17 protein-coding genes are annotated in these 16,064 nt (G+C 43.6%); 8 read left to right on the top strand and 9 right to left on the bottom strand.

Annotation, left to right across the window (positions count from 1 at the left end; translation table 11 throughout):
- Nucleotides 1–32: 32 nt before the first annotated feature.
- Genes KHS38_RS04110 through KHS38_RS04100 form a run of 3 tightly spaced genes read left to right on the top strand, consistent with a single transcriptional unit; the run spans nt 33 to nt 1,700 of the window.
- Complete coding sequence (locus KHS38_RS04110) at nt 33–692, top strand: phosphatase PAP2 family protein (protein ID WP_213487243.1); 660 nt, start codon at nt 33–35, stop codon at nt 690–692.
- A gap of 56 nt (nt 693–748) precedes the next feature.
- Nucleotides 749–1,318, top strand: a complete 570-nt coding sequence (locus KHS38_RS04105) for a hypothetical protein (protein ID WP_213487242.1) — start codon at nt 749–751, stop codon at nt 1,316–1,318.
- Complete coding sequence (locus KHS38_RS04100) at nt 1,311–1,700, top strand: hypothetical protein (protein ID WP_213487241.1); 390 nt, start codon at nt 1,311–1,313, stop codon at nt 1,698–1,700. The genes KHS38_RS04105 and KHS38_RS04100 overlap by 8 nt, the downstream gene beginning before the upstream one ends.
- 57 nt (nt 1,701–1,757) lie before the next feature.
- Here the strand turns inward: KHS38_RS04100 and KHS38_RS04095 are convergent, their stop codons facing one another.
- The 3 genes from KHS38_RS04095 to yihA all read right to left on the bottom strand — a co-directional run bounded on the left by KHS38_RS04095 (nt 1,758) and on the right by yihA (nt 5,049).
- Nucleotides 1,758–3,458 (bottom strand): M3 family oligoendopeptidase, encoded by a 1,701-nt coding sequence (locus KHS38_RS04095; RefSeq protein ID WP_213487240.1) that lies wholly within the window; start codon nt 3,456–3,458, stop codon nt 1,758–1,760.
- A 129-nt stretch (nt 3,459–3,587) separates the two neighbouring features.
- On the bottom strand, nt 3,588–4,442 hold the full coding sequence (locus KHS38_RS04090) for a UbiA-like polyprenyltransferase (protein WP_213487239.1): 855 nt from the start codon (nt 4,440–4,442) through the stop codon (nt 3,588–3,590).
- 4 nt (nt 4,443–4,446) lie between these two features.
- Entirely contained in the window at nt 4,447–5,049 is a 603-nt protein-coding gene (yihA, locus tag KHS38_RS04085; RefSeq protein ID WP_213487238.1) for a ribosome biogenesis GTP-binding protein YihA/YsxC, read from the bottom strand.
- A 55-nt stretch (nt 5,050–5,104) separates the two neighbouring features.
- On the opposite strand from yihA, the gene KHS38_RS04080 reads away from it, so the two are divergent.
- Nucleotides 5,105–5,596: a VOC family protein gene (locus KHS38_RS04080; RefSeq protein WP_213487237.1), complete on the top strand. Its 492-nt coding sequence runs from the start codon at nt 5,105–5,107 to the stop codon at nt 5,594–5,596.
- 214 nt (nt 5,597–5,810) lie between these two features.
- On the opposite strand, the gene KHS38_RS04075 is transcribed toward KHS38_RS04080, so the two are convergent.
- Together KHS38_RS04075 and KHS38_RS04070 are read right to left on the bottom strand one after the other, a co-directional pair.
- Entirely contained in the window at nt 5,811–6,353 is a 543-nt protein-coding gene (locus tag KHS38_RS04075) for a hypothetical protein (protein ID WP_213487236.1), read from the bottom strand.
- Nucleotides 6,354–6,386: 33 nt separating this feature from the next.
- Nucleotides 6,387–6,878 (bottom strand): TspO/MBR family protein, encoded by a 492-nt coding sequence (locus KHS38_RS04070; RefSeq protein WP_213487235.1) that lies wholly within the window; start codon nt 6,876–6,878, stop codon nt 6,387–6,389.
- 184 nt (nt 6,879–7,062) lie between these two features.
- Here KHS38_RS04070 and KHS38_RS04065 point away from each other — a divergent pair, with 184 nt between their 5' ends.
- Nucleotides 7,063–9,912, top strand: coding sequence for a T9SS type A sorting domain-containing protein (locus KHS38_RS04065; protein WP_213487234.1), 2,850 nt, complete (start codon nt 7,063–7,065; stop codon nt 9,910–9,912).
- Nucleotides 9,913–9,970: 58 nt separating this feature from the next.
- Here the strand turns inward: KHS38_RS04065 and KHS38_RS04060 are convergent, their stop codons facing one another.
- Both KHS38_RS04060 and KHS38_RS04055 read right to left on the bottom strand, forming a co-directional pair.
- Nucleotides 9,971–10,687: a ZIP family metal transporter gene (locus tag KHS38_RS04060; protein WP_213487233.1), complete on the bottom strand. Its 717-nt coding sequence runs from the start codon at nt 10,685–10,687 to the stop codon at nt 9,971–9,973.
- Entirely contained in the window at nt 10,687–11,250 is a 564-nt protein-coding gene (locus tag KHS38_RS04055; RefSeq protein WP_213487232.1) for a phosphatase PAP2 family protein, read from the bottom strand. Before KHS38_RS04055 ends, KHS38_RS04060 begins: the two co-directional genes overlap by 1 nt.
- Nucleotides 11,251–11,444: 194 nt before the next feature.
- Here KHS38_RS04055 and glmM point away from each other — a divergent pair, with 194 nt between their 5' ends.
- From glmM to KHS38_RS04040, 3 genes are all read left to right on the top strand, one after another.
- Nucleotides 11,445–12,830, top strand: a complete 1,386-nt coding sequence (glmM, locus tag KHS38_RS04050) for a phosphoglucosamine mutase (protein ID WP_213487231.1) — start codon at nt 11,445–11,447, stop codon at nt 12,828–12,830.
- Nucleotides 12,831–12,898: 68 nt separating this feature from the next.
- Entirely contained in the window at nt 12,899–14,035 is a 1,137-nt protein-coding gene (locus KHS38_RS04045) for a cysteine desulfurase family protein (RefSeq protein WP_213487230.1), read from the top strand.
- A gap of 121 nt (nt 14,036–14,156) precedes the next feature.
- Nucleotides 14,157–14,714, top strand: a complete 558-nt coding sequence (locus KHS38_RS04040) for a hypothetical protein (RefSeq protein ID WP_213487229.1) — start codon at nt 14,157–14,159, stop codon at nt 14,712–14,714.
- A gap of 83 nt (nt 14,715–14,797) precedes the next feature.
- Here the strand turns inward: KHS38_RS04040 and KHS38_RS04035 are convergent, their stop codons facing one another.
- The gene (locus tag KHS38_RS04035) at nt 14,798–15,034 is read right to left on the bottom strand and encodes a hypothetical protein (protein ID WP_213487228.1); all 237 of its coding nucleotides are present in this window, start codon (nt 15,032–15,034) and stop codon (nt 14,798–14,800) included.
- A gap of 158 nt (nt 15,035–15,192) precedes the next feature.
- On the bottom strand, nt 15,193–16,038 hold the full coding sequence (gene accD / locus KHS38_RS04030; RefSeq protein ID WP_213487227.1) for an acetyl-CoA carboxylase, carboxyltransferase subunit beta: 846 nt from the start codon (nt 16,036–16,038) through the stop codon (nt 15,193–15,195).
- Between the last annotated feature and the right edge of the window lie 26 nt (nt 16,039–16,064).

The raw sequence follows: 16,064 nt of genomic DNA, 5'->3' as shown, positions 1-16,064 counted from the left end.
AGGGATTGCGCATAATATGTTTAATTTGTAGCATGAATACCCGCATAACTGATGTGTTGCACCAAATAAGGTTTCTTTTTGTGCCTTATCTGGTCATTTTAATACTTTGTTTGATTATAAAGCTTACTTATACCCGTGAAGCAATCTATTTTGCCGTAAATAAGCGGCACGATCTGTGGGCCGACGTGGTTTTTACCTATGCAACCGAACTGGGCGCCTGGATGATGGTAACCAGCCTGGCTATTATTTTCCTGATGTTCAGTTACCGTAAGGCCCTGTTGCTGGTGACCAGCTTTGCTTTTACAGGTATACTGGTGCAAATAGCGAAGAATATATTCCATGCACCACGGCCCAAGGTATACTTTGCTAGTGAGCTGAGTAAAATATACTTTGTTAAAGGCATTCATATCAACATGACCAACAGTTTCCCATCCGGACACACCGTTACGGCTTTTACGGCAGCTGTTGTATTGGCCTACCTGGCCATCAACAAGCGCCTGGGTTTTATTTACCTGCTTTTTGCCATAGGTGTGGGTTACTCGCGCATGTACCTGAGCCAGCACTTTTTTGAGGATGTAACCGCAGGTTCCATTATCGGTACTATCGGCACCATCATCTGGATCACCTGGCTGGATGGCCGTCCATTCATGAAATCGGAACGCTGGAGTAGGGGATTGTTAAGGAGGAAGTAAGTTTGATATTATCAGGTTTTGATTATATATTGTAGATATAATACTGTTCAAAATCCATGCAACGGAAAAATGCCATAATTATATTTTTATTGGGTTTGTTTTTTACTGGTGTCTTTTTTTGGTTTCTTCCAGCTAAGGACAAAACACTATTAAATGGTGCTTCGTTAATTGGAAGTTTTTTTTCTATTTATGGCATAGCTATAGGTTATATTCAAATATTATCATTAAAGGAGTTATCAAGACAGACGCAAGTTACCGTCAATGATGCCTTGATCCGATTAAAAAATATTATAGCTATTTCTGAATTATCAAAATCTAAGAAGCTAGTTGACGAAATACAATATTATTTGCATAATGCCAATTTAAATGGAGCATTAATTCGAATTAAAGACCTTAAGGAAACTTTGATTCAAACTAAATATAATGATGATCTGAGTAAACTAACTGCATCAAAAGCCTTCAAAACCATCATTCTTAATACCGGAATCGACATGGAATCATTAAATGATTCTATATTAAATAAAGTTGATAATGTTGACAAGCTGTTAATTATAAAGCATTTAGAATCTGCAAAATCCACTATTATAGAGTTTGAAAACGAATTAAAATTTAATAACAATGCTTAGTGAAAAATATATAGGTTTGATAAAAAAGCTCTTTGAGAAGACGAAATCGAAAGCTGCCATTTGGCAGAAATCTAGCACTCAAGGACAGTTTCAGCTTCAACTATCATCAGGAATAGTGACTGTGAGCAAGTATGATGGAGATTACAATAATAATCCAGCTGTATTTATAAGCATTTACAATGCTTCTGGAGATAGGATAGATACATTGAATGTTGAATCTGACGATCACGAGTTTGTTTTAGCAAACGAATTATATTCAATGGTTAGGCGTTCTTATTACAAGGTAGATGAAACTATAGATGGATTTTTTGATGAGTTAAACTCTGATAAAGTTATTGGTGAAACGTCATCTGCGCCTGATGATGAAGATCTACCTTTTTAAAATTTAAATCAATATGTTGTGGTATACCACAACATATTGATTTAATCGACTACTTACTTACAACTTATCCATCTCGCTCTTTACAAATTCGGCCAGTTCTTTAACATAGCTGGCGCTGAAATCGAACTGGATTCCGGCGGTTTCGTAAATTTCCTTAATGGTTTTGGTGTAGCCCAGTTTCAGTGCATCCAGGTATTGTTGTATGCCTTTCTCCGGGTTCTCCTTGTAATTTTTCCATACTGCTATCGCGCCCAGCTGAGCCATGCCGTACTCAATATAATAGAATGGCACCTCGAAGATATGGAGCTGTTTCTGCCATAGGTTTACTTCTGCTTCTTCCAGGCCGTTCCAGTCAATAAAGCCTGCGCCAAAGCGTTCATAAATCTGCTTCCAGGCGTCGGTACGCTGGGCATCGGTATGGTCGGGGTTGGTGTAAAGCCAGTGCTGAAACTGGTCTACCACCGCTACCCAGGGCAGGGTTTTCAGTACGTCGATCAACTGATCGCGTTTGGCGCGTTTTAATTCTTCCGGGTCGGTAAAATATACATCCCAGTTATCCATCGATATCAGTTCCATCGACATGGATGCCAACTCGGCCACTTCGCTTGGGCAGTGTTTAAAATCGTTAAGCTCCAAATCGGCAGTCAGGAAGGTATGCACGGCGTGGCCGCCTTCATGTACCATAGTGGTCAGGTCGCGGAATGTATTGGCCGAGTTCATGAAAATGAACGGTGCGCCGGTTTCGGCTAACGGATAGTTGTAGCCACCGGGGGCTTTACCTTTACGGCTTTCCACATCAAACAAGCCATTGGCTTTCATTATTTCCAACCGCTCGCCTAAGTAGGGGCTTATTTTGTGAAAGCACTGGATTGATTTATCAATCAGATCGTCACCATTCTGAAAAGGCTTTAATGCTGGTTTGCCGGTAATATCCACATCCATATCCCAAGGCTTTAGTGCATCCAAAGCTAAAGCTTCACGGCGTTTCTCAGCTTGCTCACGCAGGATGGGCACTACCTCGGTTTCAATAGCTTCGTGGAAATTATAGCAATCCTGCGGCGTATAATCAAACCGGCCCAGCGCCTGGAACATATAATCTCTGAAGTTTTCAAATTTAGCGTTCAGTGCTACTTTGTGGCGCAATACCATCAGCAGGTCAAACAGCTCATCGAGTTGCTTTTTATCTTGCAGGCGCCGACCGGTTATCTTTTCCCAGGCTTCCTGGCGTTTGCTGCGGTCGGTATCTTTTAAAATGGCGGCAGCTTGCTCTAAAGTAAATTCTTTATCGCTGATGTGTACAGACATTGCTCCGGTAATCGACTGGTACTTTTGCTGCTCTACCTGTATCTCGGTCTGGATAGGGATGTTTTCTTCACGGAAAAGCTCCAGCGACTTTTTAACGCTGCGCAGGTACACAAAATACTTGTCCTTATCCATTTGGTCAACATATTCGCTGCTTACCAGCTTTTTGTTAAGTTCGTTGTTGTAAGGGGCTATTTTGGGCTCAATTTCGGTAGCGAAGTACTGGAACTTTTGCAGCAGTTCTTCATTCGCGGTATCGCAGGTCATGCGGATGTAGCGCCAGGCAAAATCCTCTTCCAGGGCGGCTTCCAGCTCGCTGCGGTCGCGCAGCCATTGCTCAAGTTCGGCTACAGAACTAATCGGGCGGTTTTGTAGTTCCTGGTAAAGAGGCTCCAGGTTTTCCCATTTTATTTCCAGCTCGGTCGGAATGTATTTACGGTCTTTTTCTTTTATCATGGTTTATCATTTGCAAATAATGCAGCTATGCAAATGTGCGTATGTGCAAATGATAAACCAAATGAATTTGCGTAAATTGAAATTCAGATGTAATTACGCTTAAAGAAGGGTTTAAAGGGTATTAAGCTATTACCTGATCCAAATCCTGTCCAGCAGAAATAGTACGGCAAACACTACACTGGCAATGCCGTTAGTGGTCATAAAGGCAAAGTTCACCCGGCTTAAATCGTTGGGTTTCACCAAACGGTGCTGGTAGATGAGCATGGTGCAAAACACGGCAATGCCAATATAATACGGGATGCCAACAGGAGTAATAATTGCTGGTATAATGATAAACACAGCCGATAAAACGTGCAAAAAGCTGGATAGGTTAAGTGCGTTTACTTTGCCCATGCGGCTGGGTATGGAGTGTAATTTCTGTTCGCGGTCAAAATCTTCGTCCTGCAAGGCATAAATAATATCAAACCCGCTCACCCAGCATAAAACCGATAAGGAGAAAAATACGGGCAGCTTGGCAAATTCGCCGGTTACTACTAAATAAGCACCAATAGGAGCTAGCGATAAACCTAAACCTAATACCATATGGCATAAAAATGTAAACCTTTTGGTAGCGCTATAACCCAAAACTACCAGCAAAGCTACCGGCGCCAAGTAAAAGCATAGCACATTGATGAACCAGGTGGTTACTACAAACAGCAGGCAATTGATAATAGTAAAAGTAAGCGCTGCGTTGGCCGATATACGCCCAGCGGGTATATCGCGTACCTTAGTGCGTGGATTTAGTGCATCAATATCACGGTCCAGGTAGCGGTTAAAGGCCATGGCGGAGTTACGGGCAAACACCATACAAAGCAGCATCATCACCAGTTTAGGCCATTCAAAGGTATGCTCGGTGGTAGTTATGGCTAAAAAGAAGCCGATAATAGCAAACGGCATAGCAAAAATGGTGTGCGAAAAAGTAACTAACGAAAAGTATTTTTTCATTTAATTATTTAACAAAGTTCTTGTTCACGCTATCAATAAAACCCAACACTTCATCACGGCCCAGTTTATTATCGGATGATGTAACAAAGCATTGTGGTACTTCCTCAAACCAGGCTAATAAGGCTTTTTTGAATTTAGCAATGTTCTGATCTGTTTTAAGTCCCGATTGCTTATCGGCTTTAGTAAATACCAATACAAACGGCAAACCCTTTTCGCCAAGCCAATTGCAAAAATCAAGGTCAATTTTTTGTGGTTCCAGCCGGCTGTCAACTAAAACCAGTACGCATTGCAGGCTTTCGCGCTTATCCAGGTAAGTACGGATAAATTTATCCCAGTCTTCTTTTTTACTTTTGGAAATACGGGCGTAACCGTAACCGGGCAAATCCACCAGGTACCAATCGTCATTAATTAAAAAATGATTAATTAATTGTGTTTTACCGGGTGTTTGCGACGTTTTAGCCAAGCCTTTTTTATTCACCAACATATTGATCAGTGAAGATTTGCCCACGTTTGAACGGCCAATAAAAGCGTACTCCGGCTTCTCGGGTGGCGGTAGTTTTGATATTTGGGTATTACTACAAATAAATTCAGCAGATTTTACAATCATACTGCAAAGGTAATAGATGTTTCTGTTAAATTTGGTGTTTAAACATATAATTGATATGGCTGACTACCAGATACCCGCGCAGACCCGCATAGGGCATGTGCACCTTAAGGTAAGTGACTTGCAACAATCGCTCGACTTTTATTGCGGCTTATTAGGCTTTGAACTGATGATGAAGTATGGCGATCAGGCTGCATTTATATCGGCAGGTGGTTACCATCATCACATTGGCTTAAATACCTGGCACAGCAAAGGTTCGGCCCCGGCACCTGAGCGTGCACCTGGCTTATATCATACTGCAATTTTATATCCGGAGCGTAAAGACCTGGCTGCCATATTTAAACGTTTGGTAGACGCTCAGTACCCGCATATCACCGGCGCTTCAGACCACGGCGTATCGGAGGCTATTTATCTGGACGACCCTGACCGTAACGGCGTAGAACTTTACTGGGACCGCCCAAGAACCGACTGGCCAACAGATGAAAGCGGAGATTTCACAATGTATACCCGCAGGTTGGATTTGGAAGGGTTATTAGGGGAGTTGAAATAGGTTTTGAGTGAGAGATCAAGTTGCTCGAATGTAAGCTTTCTAACTCCTTTTAATAATACAAACTTATTCTCAATGCCGCAGGGGATCTCTTTTGTCATAGCATAAATAAAAAGCCTGGCTTCTGCAATCTCAGCCAACATAAAAGCCTTTGGTTACTTTTAATCAAGAAAAAGTAAGTAGCTATCCACAGCAATGAGCGGAATCCCTCAGATACTCACCAGCCAACGGCTCCCTTCAATCCATCAAAAATACTTTCAAAGAAGGTAGGAATGCTTAAGCCATTGTGGTGGTTAAAGTATAGGAACAGAATAAGCACAATGGCTGCAATTACAATAAAACGCTTAAACAGGTAGGCAATAAATACCAAAATAAGTGGGATGGCTACGAGCCAAATCACGCTTATTTTCCAGGGACTTAGTTTTTCGCCGTGTTTATAAATGTAGTAGAGCATGGAGTGCGTGCCGCTTTCGTTTTTGTGCTTTATGTACATAAAGGCTGATTTATCAACCTTATGCCGGTAAAATGCCGTACCGTTCTGGAAGCTAAGCTCGTTTTCAAACCCGTTGATGGTGAAGTTGAAGCGGCCGTTTACACTCTCCTGAATAGTACCGGCGGTATCGGTAGCCACAATGGCAACCTCATGCTGGGCAAACGGATTCTCCTTAATCACAAAATGGTTAATACTGATGGTATCTGCAAAGGAGGCAAAAGCGCTAAGCAGGCATATAGTCACTAAGAAAAGTATTTTTTTAATCATAACGTTTATAAAAAGATAAGGACAGATTATTGCTTAATTCAACAGGTAAATATACAGATTTAGCATCGAGGCAAAGCTTACCCATAATAAATAAGGCACCAGCAGCCATGCAGCCGTGCGGCTAAATTTACCGAACAAGTAAATATTGGCCACAATGCTGAGCCACAACAAGCCAATCACAACCAAAGCGCCTAAAACCTGATGCATGCCGAAGAACACAATCGACCATGAAAAGTTAAGCACCAGTTGTACAATGTAAACCCAGCGGGTTGTATGGTATACGGGTGCTTGCTGCCTGCGCTGCCAAACCATATAGGCTGCAATAGCAATTAAAATGTAAATCGTAGTCCATACCGGTGCAAACAACCAGTTGGGCGGGCTAAAGCTTGGCTTATGCAGGGTAGGATACCATGACGGTATTTGTGGCCGTGTAACCAGCGATGCCGTAATGCCTATGCCCAGTGTGATCAGCAAACTGATGAGTAACGCCAGCGGCTTGAATTTAATTAGAGTATGTACGCCCATATTTCTTATCAACACTACAAACATACAGCAGGCAGGTTTATTTTGTGCGCTAAAAAGTTTATTGCTTAATAAGTAAGCCGTAACATAAAGTTTAATTATGCGTAAAAGTTGTAATACATCCTCTTTTGAAAAAGCAGCTGCCGTTTTGAGATAAGTGCAACAACAGGAACTATAAAACAGCAATATGCTTAAAAACTTTTACAACACTTACGTATTTGTGTATGGTATGATATTGAGCTTTTTGTGCGCCATGGTTATATCATCGCCTGCCTTTGCACAAACGGAGCAGCGTATAAAGATCGTATCGGCCATACCAAGCGAAAACACCGGGCAAGACTATTCACCATGGCTTAATGATAATACCGATAGCCTGGTTGCCGAGGCTTGGGAAAATAATTTTAAATACGTGGATGTTACGCTGCAACTGCAGCAGCACAGCACCGTTAACCGTTTATCGTTTTACGATTATACCGGCGTGTTTACCGATAAGCCCGCCGAAATATACATACAAAACGGTACGCAAAAAACCTTGGTAGGCACCTTTACCGGTCCGGGATACATGACGTTTCAGGACCTGAACCTGCCGCAGCCCATGGATGCAGATGCCATTATTATTCATAAATACAGCAATAATATACCGCAAAAAGTTTTTGTTTACGGTTATCCGGGGCAAGGCTCGGCAACATCGCCAACTACGCCATCCGTACCACTGGTTACGAATGCATCTGTTGACACAGCCAAGCTGGTTAAAATACCTATCGAAACCAAACGTTGGTACCAGATCAATAGCGATAATGATGCGTTGGAGGACCTGTTTGACGGTATAATTGATGTGCCGGTACGTACCTCACACGGTAAGATTTTTAATAACTATGAGGCTTATTACCCAATCAATGCAGGCGAAAAAGTAACGCTATCAAAAATCAAGTTTTTTGATGGTGCTGGTATGCTGGGCGATTATCCGGTTACCCTCTATGCGATTACCAACAGCGGTAAAAAAGTTAAAGTAGCCACTTTTATAGGCGATCAGTATAATGGCTGGGTAGGCCCGTATCCCGACCGGCACCTTACCAGCGAAGCACAATACAAGCTGGATAGCACGCTTACCGATATCAAGTTCCTGGTACTTAACTGCTGGTACCAGTTCCCAACCGAAATGGAGCTTTATGGTACTTATCAGCCGGCACCAGTATTGGCAAGTTCGCCGGTTAAGCGCGATATCCCATTTAGTAATTACTTTGGTGTTAATGCCTTTGAGTGGGATTTTGAGGACGGCGTAAACCCTATGCAAATCGATGAGTCTCGGCTTAAAGCTATGAAAACCTTTACCCAGGTGCGCCATTACATGGATTGGCAAAAGCTGGAATCACAGCAGGGCAGTTATACTTTTAGTCCGGTGCATAGCGGCGGCTGGAATTATGATGCTATATACCAGCGCTGTAAAGCTGAAGGCATAGAAGTGCTGGCCGATTTAAAAACCTTACCCGACTGGATGCTGGTCACCTACCCCGAGGATATGCGCGATTCGGAAAACGTACCGGTACGTTATGGGAAGGATTTCACCGATCCAAAATCATACATGGAGCAGGCCAGGGTAGCTTTTCAGTACGTTGCGCGCTATGGTTCTAATACCGGTGTTGATAGCACCTTGGTGAGCGTTAATCCTAAACAACGCTGGACGCATGATGACGTTAACGTTGTGAAAAGAGGCATGGGGCTAATCCAATACATAGAGTGCGATAATGAGCGCGATAAATGGTGGAAGGGCCGCAAGGCCTATCAAACTGCTTATGAGTATGCCGCCAATTTATCTGCTTTTTACGACGGGCATTTGAATACCATGGGCCCCGGCGTAGGTGTAAAGAACGCCGACCCGGATATGAAGGTGGTTATGGCCGGACTGGCATCTCCAAATACCGATTATGTGCGCGCTATGGTTGACTGGTGCATACAGCACCGCGGTTATAAGCCGGATGGCAGCGTAAACCTTTGTTGGGATGTAATTAATTACCACCTGTATTCAAATGATGCGCATTCTACACAGAACGGATATTCAACCCGTGGCGTAGCACCTGAGGTGTCTGAGGCTGGTCAGGTAGCGCAAAATTTTTTGGAAACCGCACATCAGTATGTTGGCGATATGCCGGTTTGGGTAACTGAATTAGGGTACGATGTAAATCAGGGCAGCATTTACAAAGCTATCCCGATAGGAGATAAAACAACTTTACAAACGCAGGCCGACTGGATATTGCGATCGGCACTGCTATATGCCCGCGTTGGTGTGGATCGCATTTTCTTTTATCAGGCTTATGACGACAATGCTGCCAGCCCGATACAGTTTGGCTCATCGGGTTTAATTAACCCCGACCGTACCCGTAAGCCCGCTGCCGATTACCTTTATCAAACACAAAAAATTTTAGGCAGATATGTTTATAAACAGACGTTGAATGCAGACCCGATTGTAGACTGTTATGAATACAACGGAAGACCGGCTTACGCGCTGTTGGTGCCCGATGAAAAAGGCCGTACCGCAAAGTATACGCTTGATTTGGGTGGTGCAGATTCGGCCAGTATTTATACGCCTAAAATTGGCAGCGATAACATGGATGTTAAAAAGCTTAAGTTAACTGATGGCCAGCTGGAACTTACGGTGACTGAAACGCCACTATTTGTGATACCTTCGTTAACGCAGGCAGGTGATTCAGTTGCTGTTAGTTCCTTAAATCTGCAAACCGATAGCTTAAATAAGCTTATAACTAATCGTAACGGTATTATTGATAGTACGCTGAAGGTTTATCCTAATCCGGCATTGCAATCAACTACGGTAACATTTAACAATAATCTGAGCGGTACGGTTAATATCCGTGTATCCGACTCCACCTCGGGCCGTGTGTACAAGCAGCTTAGCGCTACAAAACAACCGGGCGATTTTTCTGAGTATATCGACCTTTCCGGGATGCCGCTTGGGATTTATTCCGTCGAAATAAGACAAGGAGATGCACTGGCAGTACGGCGTTTATCCAAAGTGAACTAAAAGCAAAAAGCATCCGTACTCAACGGATGCTTTTTGCTTTCAAGATGAAAGATAGCCTTTATAATACCTCACCCATAAAGGTGCCTAAAGCTACACCAACGCCCAGCAATACGGCTATGAGCTTTCGGCGGTTAAAAGTATGATCAGGGCCAGCCTCGAACAGAATGGTAGTCGAAATATGTAAAAATATACCGATCACCACGCCCATAATACGGTTAAAGTAGTGCTGTAGGTTGCCAATACCGCCATTGCTTAATGCATTGCTAAAAAAGTAACCGGTAGGGGCCATCACGGCAAACAGGGCAATAAAAAGCAGGGTTTTGTTTTTGGATTGATGATTGGCCAGTAGTACCGTACCCAGCGCAAACGCCGCAGGTATATGGTGCAGCGCAATGCCAAACACCAGTTCGGTTTGATAACCTTGCGCCAGAGGCATACCCTCCAAAAAGCCGTGCAGGCACAGGCTCACCATAATGCCAAGCGGAAAGGTGGCTTTTTCGTGCTCATGAGCATGCATGTGTCCATGTTCGATACCGTCCGAGAATTGCTCAAGCACAATCTGGAAGATAAAGCCAATGAGGATGAAAACGCCCACCCAGTGGTCGGCTCCATGATAGGCATCAGGTATAAGGTGCAGTACCGTGATGCTGAACAGATAAGCGCCGCTAAAAGATAATACCAGCTTTAACCGTTTGTGGTTACTTCCTTTAAACCAAAAAACAGCCGCACCACCAATAAAGGCACTTAAAAATAGCAATATAAGTTTCCAGTACATTAAAAATCAGGTTGAAGTCTTTTAAATAAATAGGCAAACAGTGTTCCGGTAAGTGCGCCGAATGCCGCGCCGCTCAATACATCAATAGGATAGTGTACACCTACATAAACCTGGGCAAAGCATACCAACGCAGCCCAGAGTATCGCCCATAGCCATACCCACCGGCATTTGCGGTAGTACACCAGGCTCAAAAATATTGACATGGCAAAGTGATCGCTTGCGTGGGTGGATGGAAAACTGTAACCTGTGCCGCAGGGTACACGGCTGGTAACGGTAGCCGTCAACGCCGCGTCGCGGCAGGGCCTGTCGCGCTTTGCCATTTTTTTGATGATGCTTGCACTAACAAAGTCGGCAACGCCAACGGTAAGTAGCAACAGCATAATAAGCCATATACCTTTGGTCCGGTAACGCCAAATGCTAAATACGATAATGAATACGTAAAGGGGTATCCAAAACAAAGGATTACGGAACCACGGCATTACCCCATCAAAAACCGGGTTGGTTAGCGTATGGTTAACAAAGTAAAACCAGGTGCGGTCTAGCTGAAGTAAGTAATCGGGCATTAGTTTGGGTGCAAATAAAAAATAAACCATTTGCTACTACTTGCTTTTAGCAGCTGGTTAGTCATTGCCACTCACACAAGCGAGACAATAAGTGGGCGCAAATATAGCCATATTCAGCTTGGCCCGAAAACAACATGCCCATTACAAAAGTATCCGGCAAGAATATGTATTTTTGGTGACTAAAATTTTAAGCTTTGACATTAATCAAATCAATATCAGGAATACGTGGTACAATTGGCGGTGCAACCGGCGAGGGCTTAACACCGTTAGATGTAGTTAAGTTTACTTCGGCGTTTGGTGCCTGGGCGGTGAAAAAAACAGGTATCAGCAAAATGGTGATTGGCCGTGATGCACGCCTATCGGGCGATATGGTGAATCGCCTGGTTGTAGGTACCCTACAAGGTTTAGGTATTGATGTAATTGATCTGGGCCTTTCTACTACGCCAACTGTTGAAATTGCCGTTCCCTTGGAGCAGGCTGCAGGTGGTATTATATTAACGGCCAGCCACAATCCAAAGCAATGGAACGCCCTGAAATTACTGAATGCTACCGGCGAATTCATCAGCGATGCCGACGGTAAGGAAGTTTTGGAAATTGCCGATAATAACGATTTTAATTATGCCGATGTAAATCACCTGGGTAAGGTAACCGTTGATGATAGCTACCTGCAGAAGCATATAGACCAGGTAATGGCTTTACCATTGGTAGATAAAGAAGCCATTGCTAACGCGAATTTTAAAATAGTTTTAGATGCGGTTAACTCTACAGGCGGTATATATGTGCCTGCCCTGCTGAAAGCATTGGGTGTCAAAGTTATTCACGAGTTATACTGCGAGCCGGATGGTCACTTTGCCCATAACCCTGAGCCGCTGCCTGAAAACTTGGGCGAGCTATCCAAACAAGTATTGTTTCAAAATGCCGACCTGGGCATTGCCGTAGACCCGGATGTTGACCGTTTGTGCTTTGTATGCGAAGACGGCAATATGTTCGGTGAGGAGTATACCCTGGTAGCTGTTGCTGATTATGTTTTAAAGCACAATAAGGGCAATACCGTGTCCAATTTATCATCAACCCGTGCCCTGCGCGATGTTACCGAGAAAGCCGGTGGCGAGTATCATGCCGCAGCGGTGGGCGAGGTAAACGTGGTAACCAAAATGAAAGAGGTAAATGCCGTAATAGGTGGCGAGGGCAATGGTGGGGTAATTTACCCTGAACTGCACTACGGCCGTGATGCGCTGGTGGGTATAGCTTTGTTTTTAACGCATTTGGCTAAGTTTGGCAAATCGGTATCGGTACTGCGCAGCACCTATCCCAACTATTTTATATCTAAAAATAAAATCACCTTAACGCCCGAAATGGATATAGACCGCTTGCTGCTGGAGGTAGAGAAGAAGTACCAAAAACAGCCGCATAGCACTATTGACGGCCTCAAAATAGAGTTTGATAAGCAATGGGTGCACCTGCGTCGTTCTAATACAGAGCCTATTATCCGTATCTATTCAGAAGGTGATTCGGAAACTGTCGCAAATAACCTGGCTAATAAGATCATTGCCGACATTAAGGAAATTTTAAATCTGTAAACACTGATATTCGTGAACTCTTGGAAAAGAGCCATAAACTATAAATAAACACTAAACCAGTATATATTATGACCCGTGTATATTTAGATAATGCAGCAACCACCCCGCTTGATCCGGAAGTGATGAAGCAAATGGTGCAGGTAATGGAAAGCCAGTACGGCAATCCCTCATCCATTCATGCGCATGGTCGCGAAGCCAGGTCTTTGGTTGAAAAAGCACGCAAAACCATAGCCAATTTGTTGCATACATCGCCTGCCGAAATATTTTTTACATCAGGCGGCACCGAGGCTGACAATACGGCTATCCGTTGTGGTATTATCGATCACGGGCTAAAACATGCTATCACCAGCCGCTTAGAGCACCATGCTGTAGTGCACACGCTTGAGGCTATGGAAAAGGCCGGGTATATTAAACTGAGCTTTGTTGAGGTAGATAACAAGGGTAACGTTAACTATGACCACCTGGAGCAGCTATTGCAGCAAAACGAGCGCAGCCTGGTATCGTTAATGCACGCTAATAACGAAATTGGCACGTTAACCGATATCGAAAGAGTAGGCGAACTTTGCGAAGCATACAACGCCTTGTTTCATTGTGATACGGTGCAAACCGTAGGGCATTATGCGCACGACCTGAGCAAACTGAAACTGCATTTTATGGTATGCGCCGGTCACAAACTGCACGGACCAAAAGGCGTGGGCTTTTTACATATCAATCATCGGGTAAAAATCAATCCAATGATTTACGGTGGTTCACAGGAGCGCAATATGCGTGGCGGTACCGAAAATATTTACGGTATTGTAGGGCTGGCCAAAGCAATTGAAATTGCTTACGCAGAAATGCCACAACATCAGGCGCATATACAAGGCCTTAAAACGCATATGATTAATGAACTGCGCCAGATACCCGGCGTGCAGTTTAATGGTGAAATAGCGCCCGAAAAGAGCTTATATACAGTACTGAATGTTTCTTTCCCTGAAATGGACATGAGCGATATGCTGTTGTTTAATCTGGATATTGCAGGTATATCCGCTTCGGGCGGCAGCGCCTGTAGTTCGGGTACCAACATTGGTTCACACGTGTTAACTGGTATTGGTGCAAATCCCGACAGGCCGGCTGTGCGCTTTTCTTTCTCCAAATATAACACACGCGAAGAGGTGGATTATACGGTTGCAAAGATTCGGGATATTGTGATGGTAAATGCTTAAAGCAGCAGTTAATTAAGCACTAATTACGTCTTTATAAATGCTTCCGGCTGGTTTTTATCAGAATTTTTGAAAACAAAGCTTTTGCCGCATAGGTTATACTATTAATTAAAACGAGGAACCTATGTTAGCATTTAATCAGGAGCCCTGGACTACGGAACAGGACATATTAACAAGAGAAGACGAATTGAATCATACCAGGATATCAAGGGCCGAAGCTCCTGATCCTGATGATGAGGAGGATTTAGAAGAAGATGACGATCTGGATTTAGAGGATGATGACCTGGATGCAGACGACGATATAGTACCGGATTATGATGAGGATCTGGACGAAGATGATCTGGATGATGAGGACGATGAAAATTACGACCGCATCACCGGCGAAGCTGACACCGATCCGTCAACAGGTATTCCGGAAAGCTACGATAACGACGACGAGCCTAACGAAATTCCTGAGCAGGGAGAGGCAGACAATGAGGATTTAAGATATCCTAACGAAGACGAAGTGCCGCCCGCTGGTCGTGACGATGAAGGTAACTTCAGCGAGCAGATAGACGTAACGCCACCTACACCGCATGAAATGCCTTCTGTAGGTCGTGCCGAAACCGACTTTACCAGCCGCCCGCATGGCCGTACCACAGGTCGTATGCTGGGCCATGAGCCAGGTACCGAAAACATTTAAGTTTTCTTTATTTGATCAGTATTTAATTGAAAAAGCCACATCCAAAGATGTGGCTTTTTTGTTAAGGCAAATTTTGTGTTTGGTTAAAACATCCCTAACGTATCCTTGGCTTTGTCCCGGTAGCCCCACTCATCGCCTTCAGCCAGTTCCGGGTATTTATAATCGTCTTTCAAAACGGTATAAACCATCCAAATCAGTAAAAACGGCGATGCCAAAAACATGTACGACAATATAGTAACTGATAAGCCAGTACTAAATAAAGCCGTATAAATAAAAAGAAACAGTGTTACGGTTATAACAGCGGTTTTAGTGTTTTTCATAGGAGAAGTTTATTGATTAACACTTGTTGGTAATATGCTGTTTTACTTTGAGTTGAATAACTTTCGCCTAATGGAATTATTTATTTTCAAGATATATGCAGAAACAAAAAACGCTCTGAACCAAAGGCGCAGAGCGTTTTAAATAGCTTCGAGATATATTAATTAGCCATCATTTTTAAGAATGACCCTAATTTTTCCTTCATTTCACGACGATCAACAATAAAATCTAAAAAGCCGTGCTCCTGTAAAAACTCAGCAGTTTGAAATCCTTTAGGCAAATCTTTCTTAATGGTTTCCTTAATTACACGCGGACCAGCAAAGCCGATCAATGCACCCGGCTCTGCAATGTTGATATCGCCCAGCATAGCATACGAGGCCGTTACACCACCAGTAGTAGGGTCGGTAAGTAAAGATATATAAGGAACGCCTGCCTGGCCCAGCAGCGCTAATTTAGCTGATGTTTTAGCCATCTGCATTAAAGAGAAAGCAGCTTCCATCATACGCGCACCGCCCGATTTGGAAATCATCAGGAATGGTACTTTGTTTTGGATGCTATAATCGATTGAGCGGGCAATTTTTTCGCCTACAACAGAACCCATTGAACCACCAATAAAGTTAAAGTCCATACAGGCCACCATTAAAGGCATGCCGTCAACAGTGCCGTGTGCTGCACGGATGGCATCTTTGAGGCCGGTTTTAGCTTGGGTTTCTCTCAGTCGGTCACTGTATTTTTTGGTGTCAATAAACTCCAGCGGGTCATCCGAGCGCAGGTTGGTGAACAGCTCGGTGAACTCGTTGTTATCAAACAGGATAGAAAAATATTCCTTAGAGCCGATACGCAGGTGGTAACCGCAGTAATGACATACATACTGATTTTCAACCTGCTCGGTATAATGTAAAGGTCTTTTACAGTTCGGGCATTTATTCCACAAGCCATCGGGGGCTTCCTTTTTATCTTCCGTACTTGTAGTTATCCCTTTTGATTCTCTTTTAAACCACGCCATTACTAAATACTTTCTTGTATAATCAG

The organism is Mucilaginibacter sp. Bleaf8 (genome assembly GCF_018390515.1).
Classification (GTDB): domain Bacteria; phylum Bacteroidota; class Bacteroidia; order Sphingobacteriales; family Sphingobacteriaceae; genus Mucilaginibacter.
This window is presented reverse-complemented; position numbering and strand designations above follow the sequence as displayed.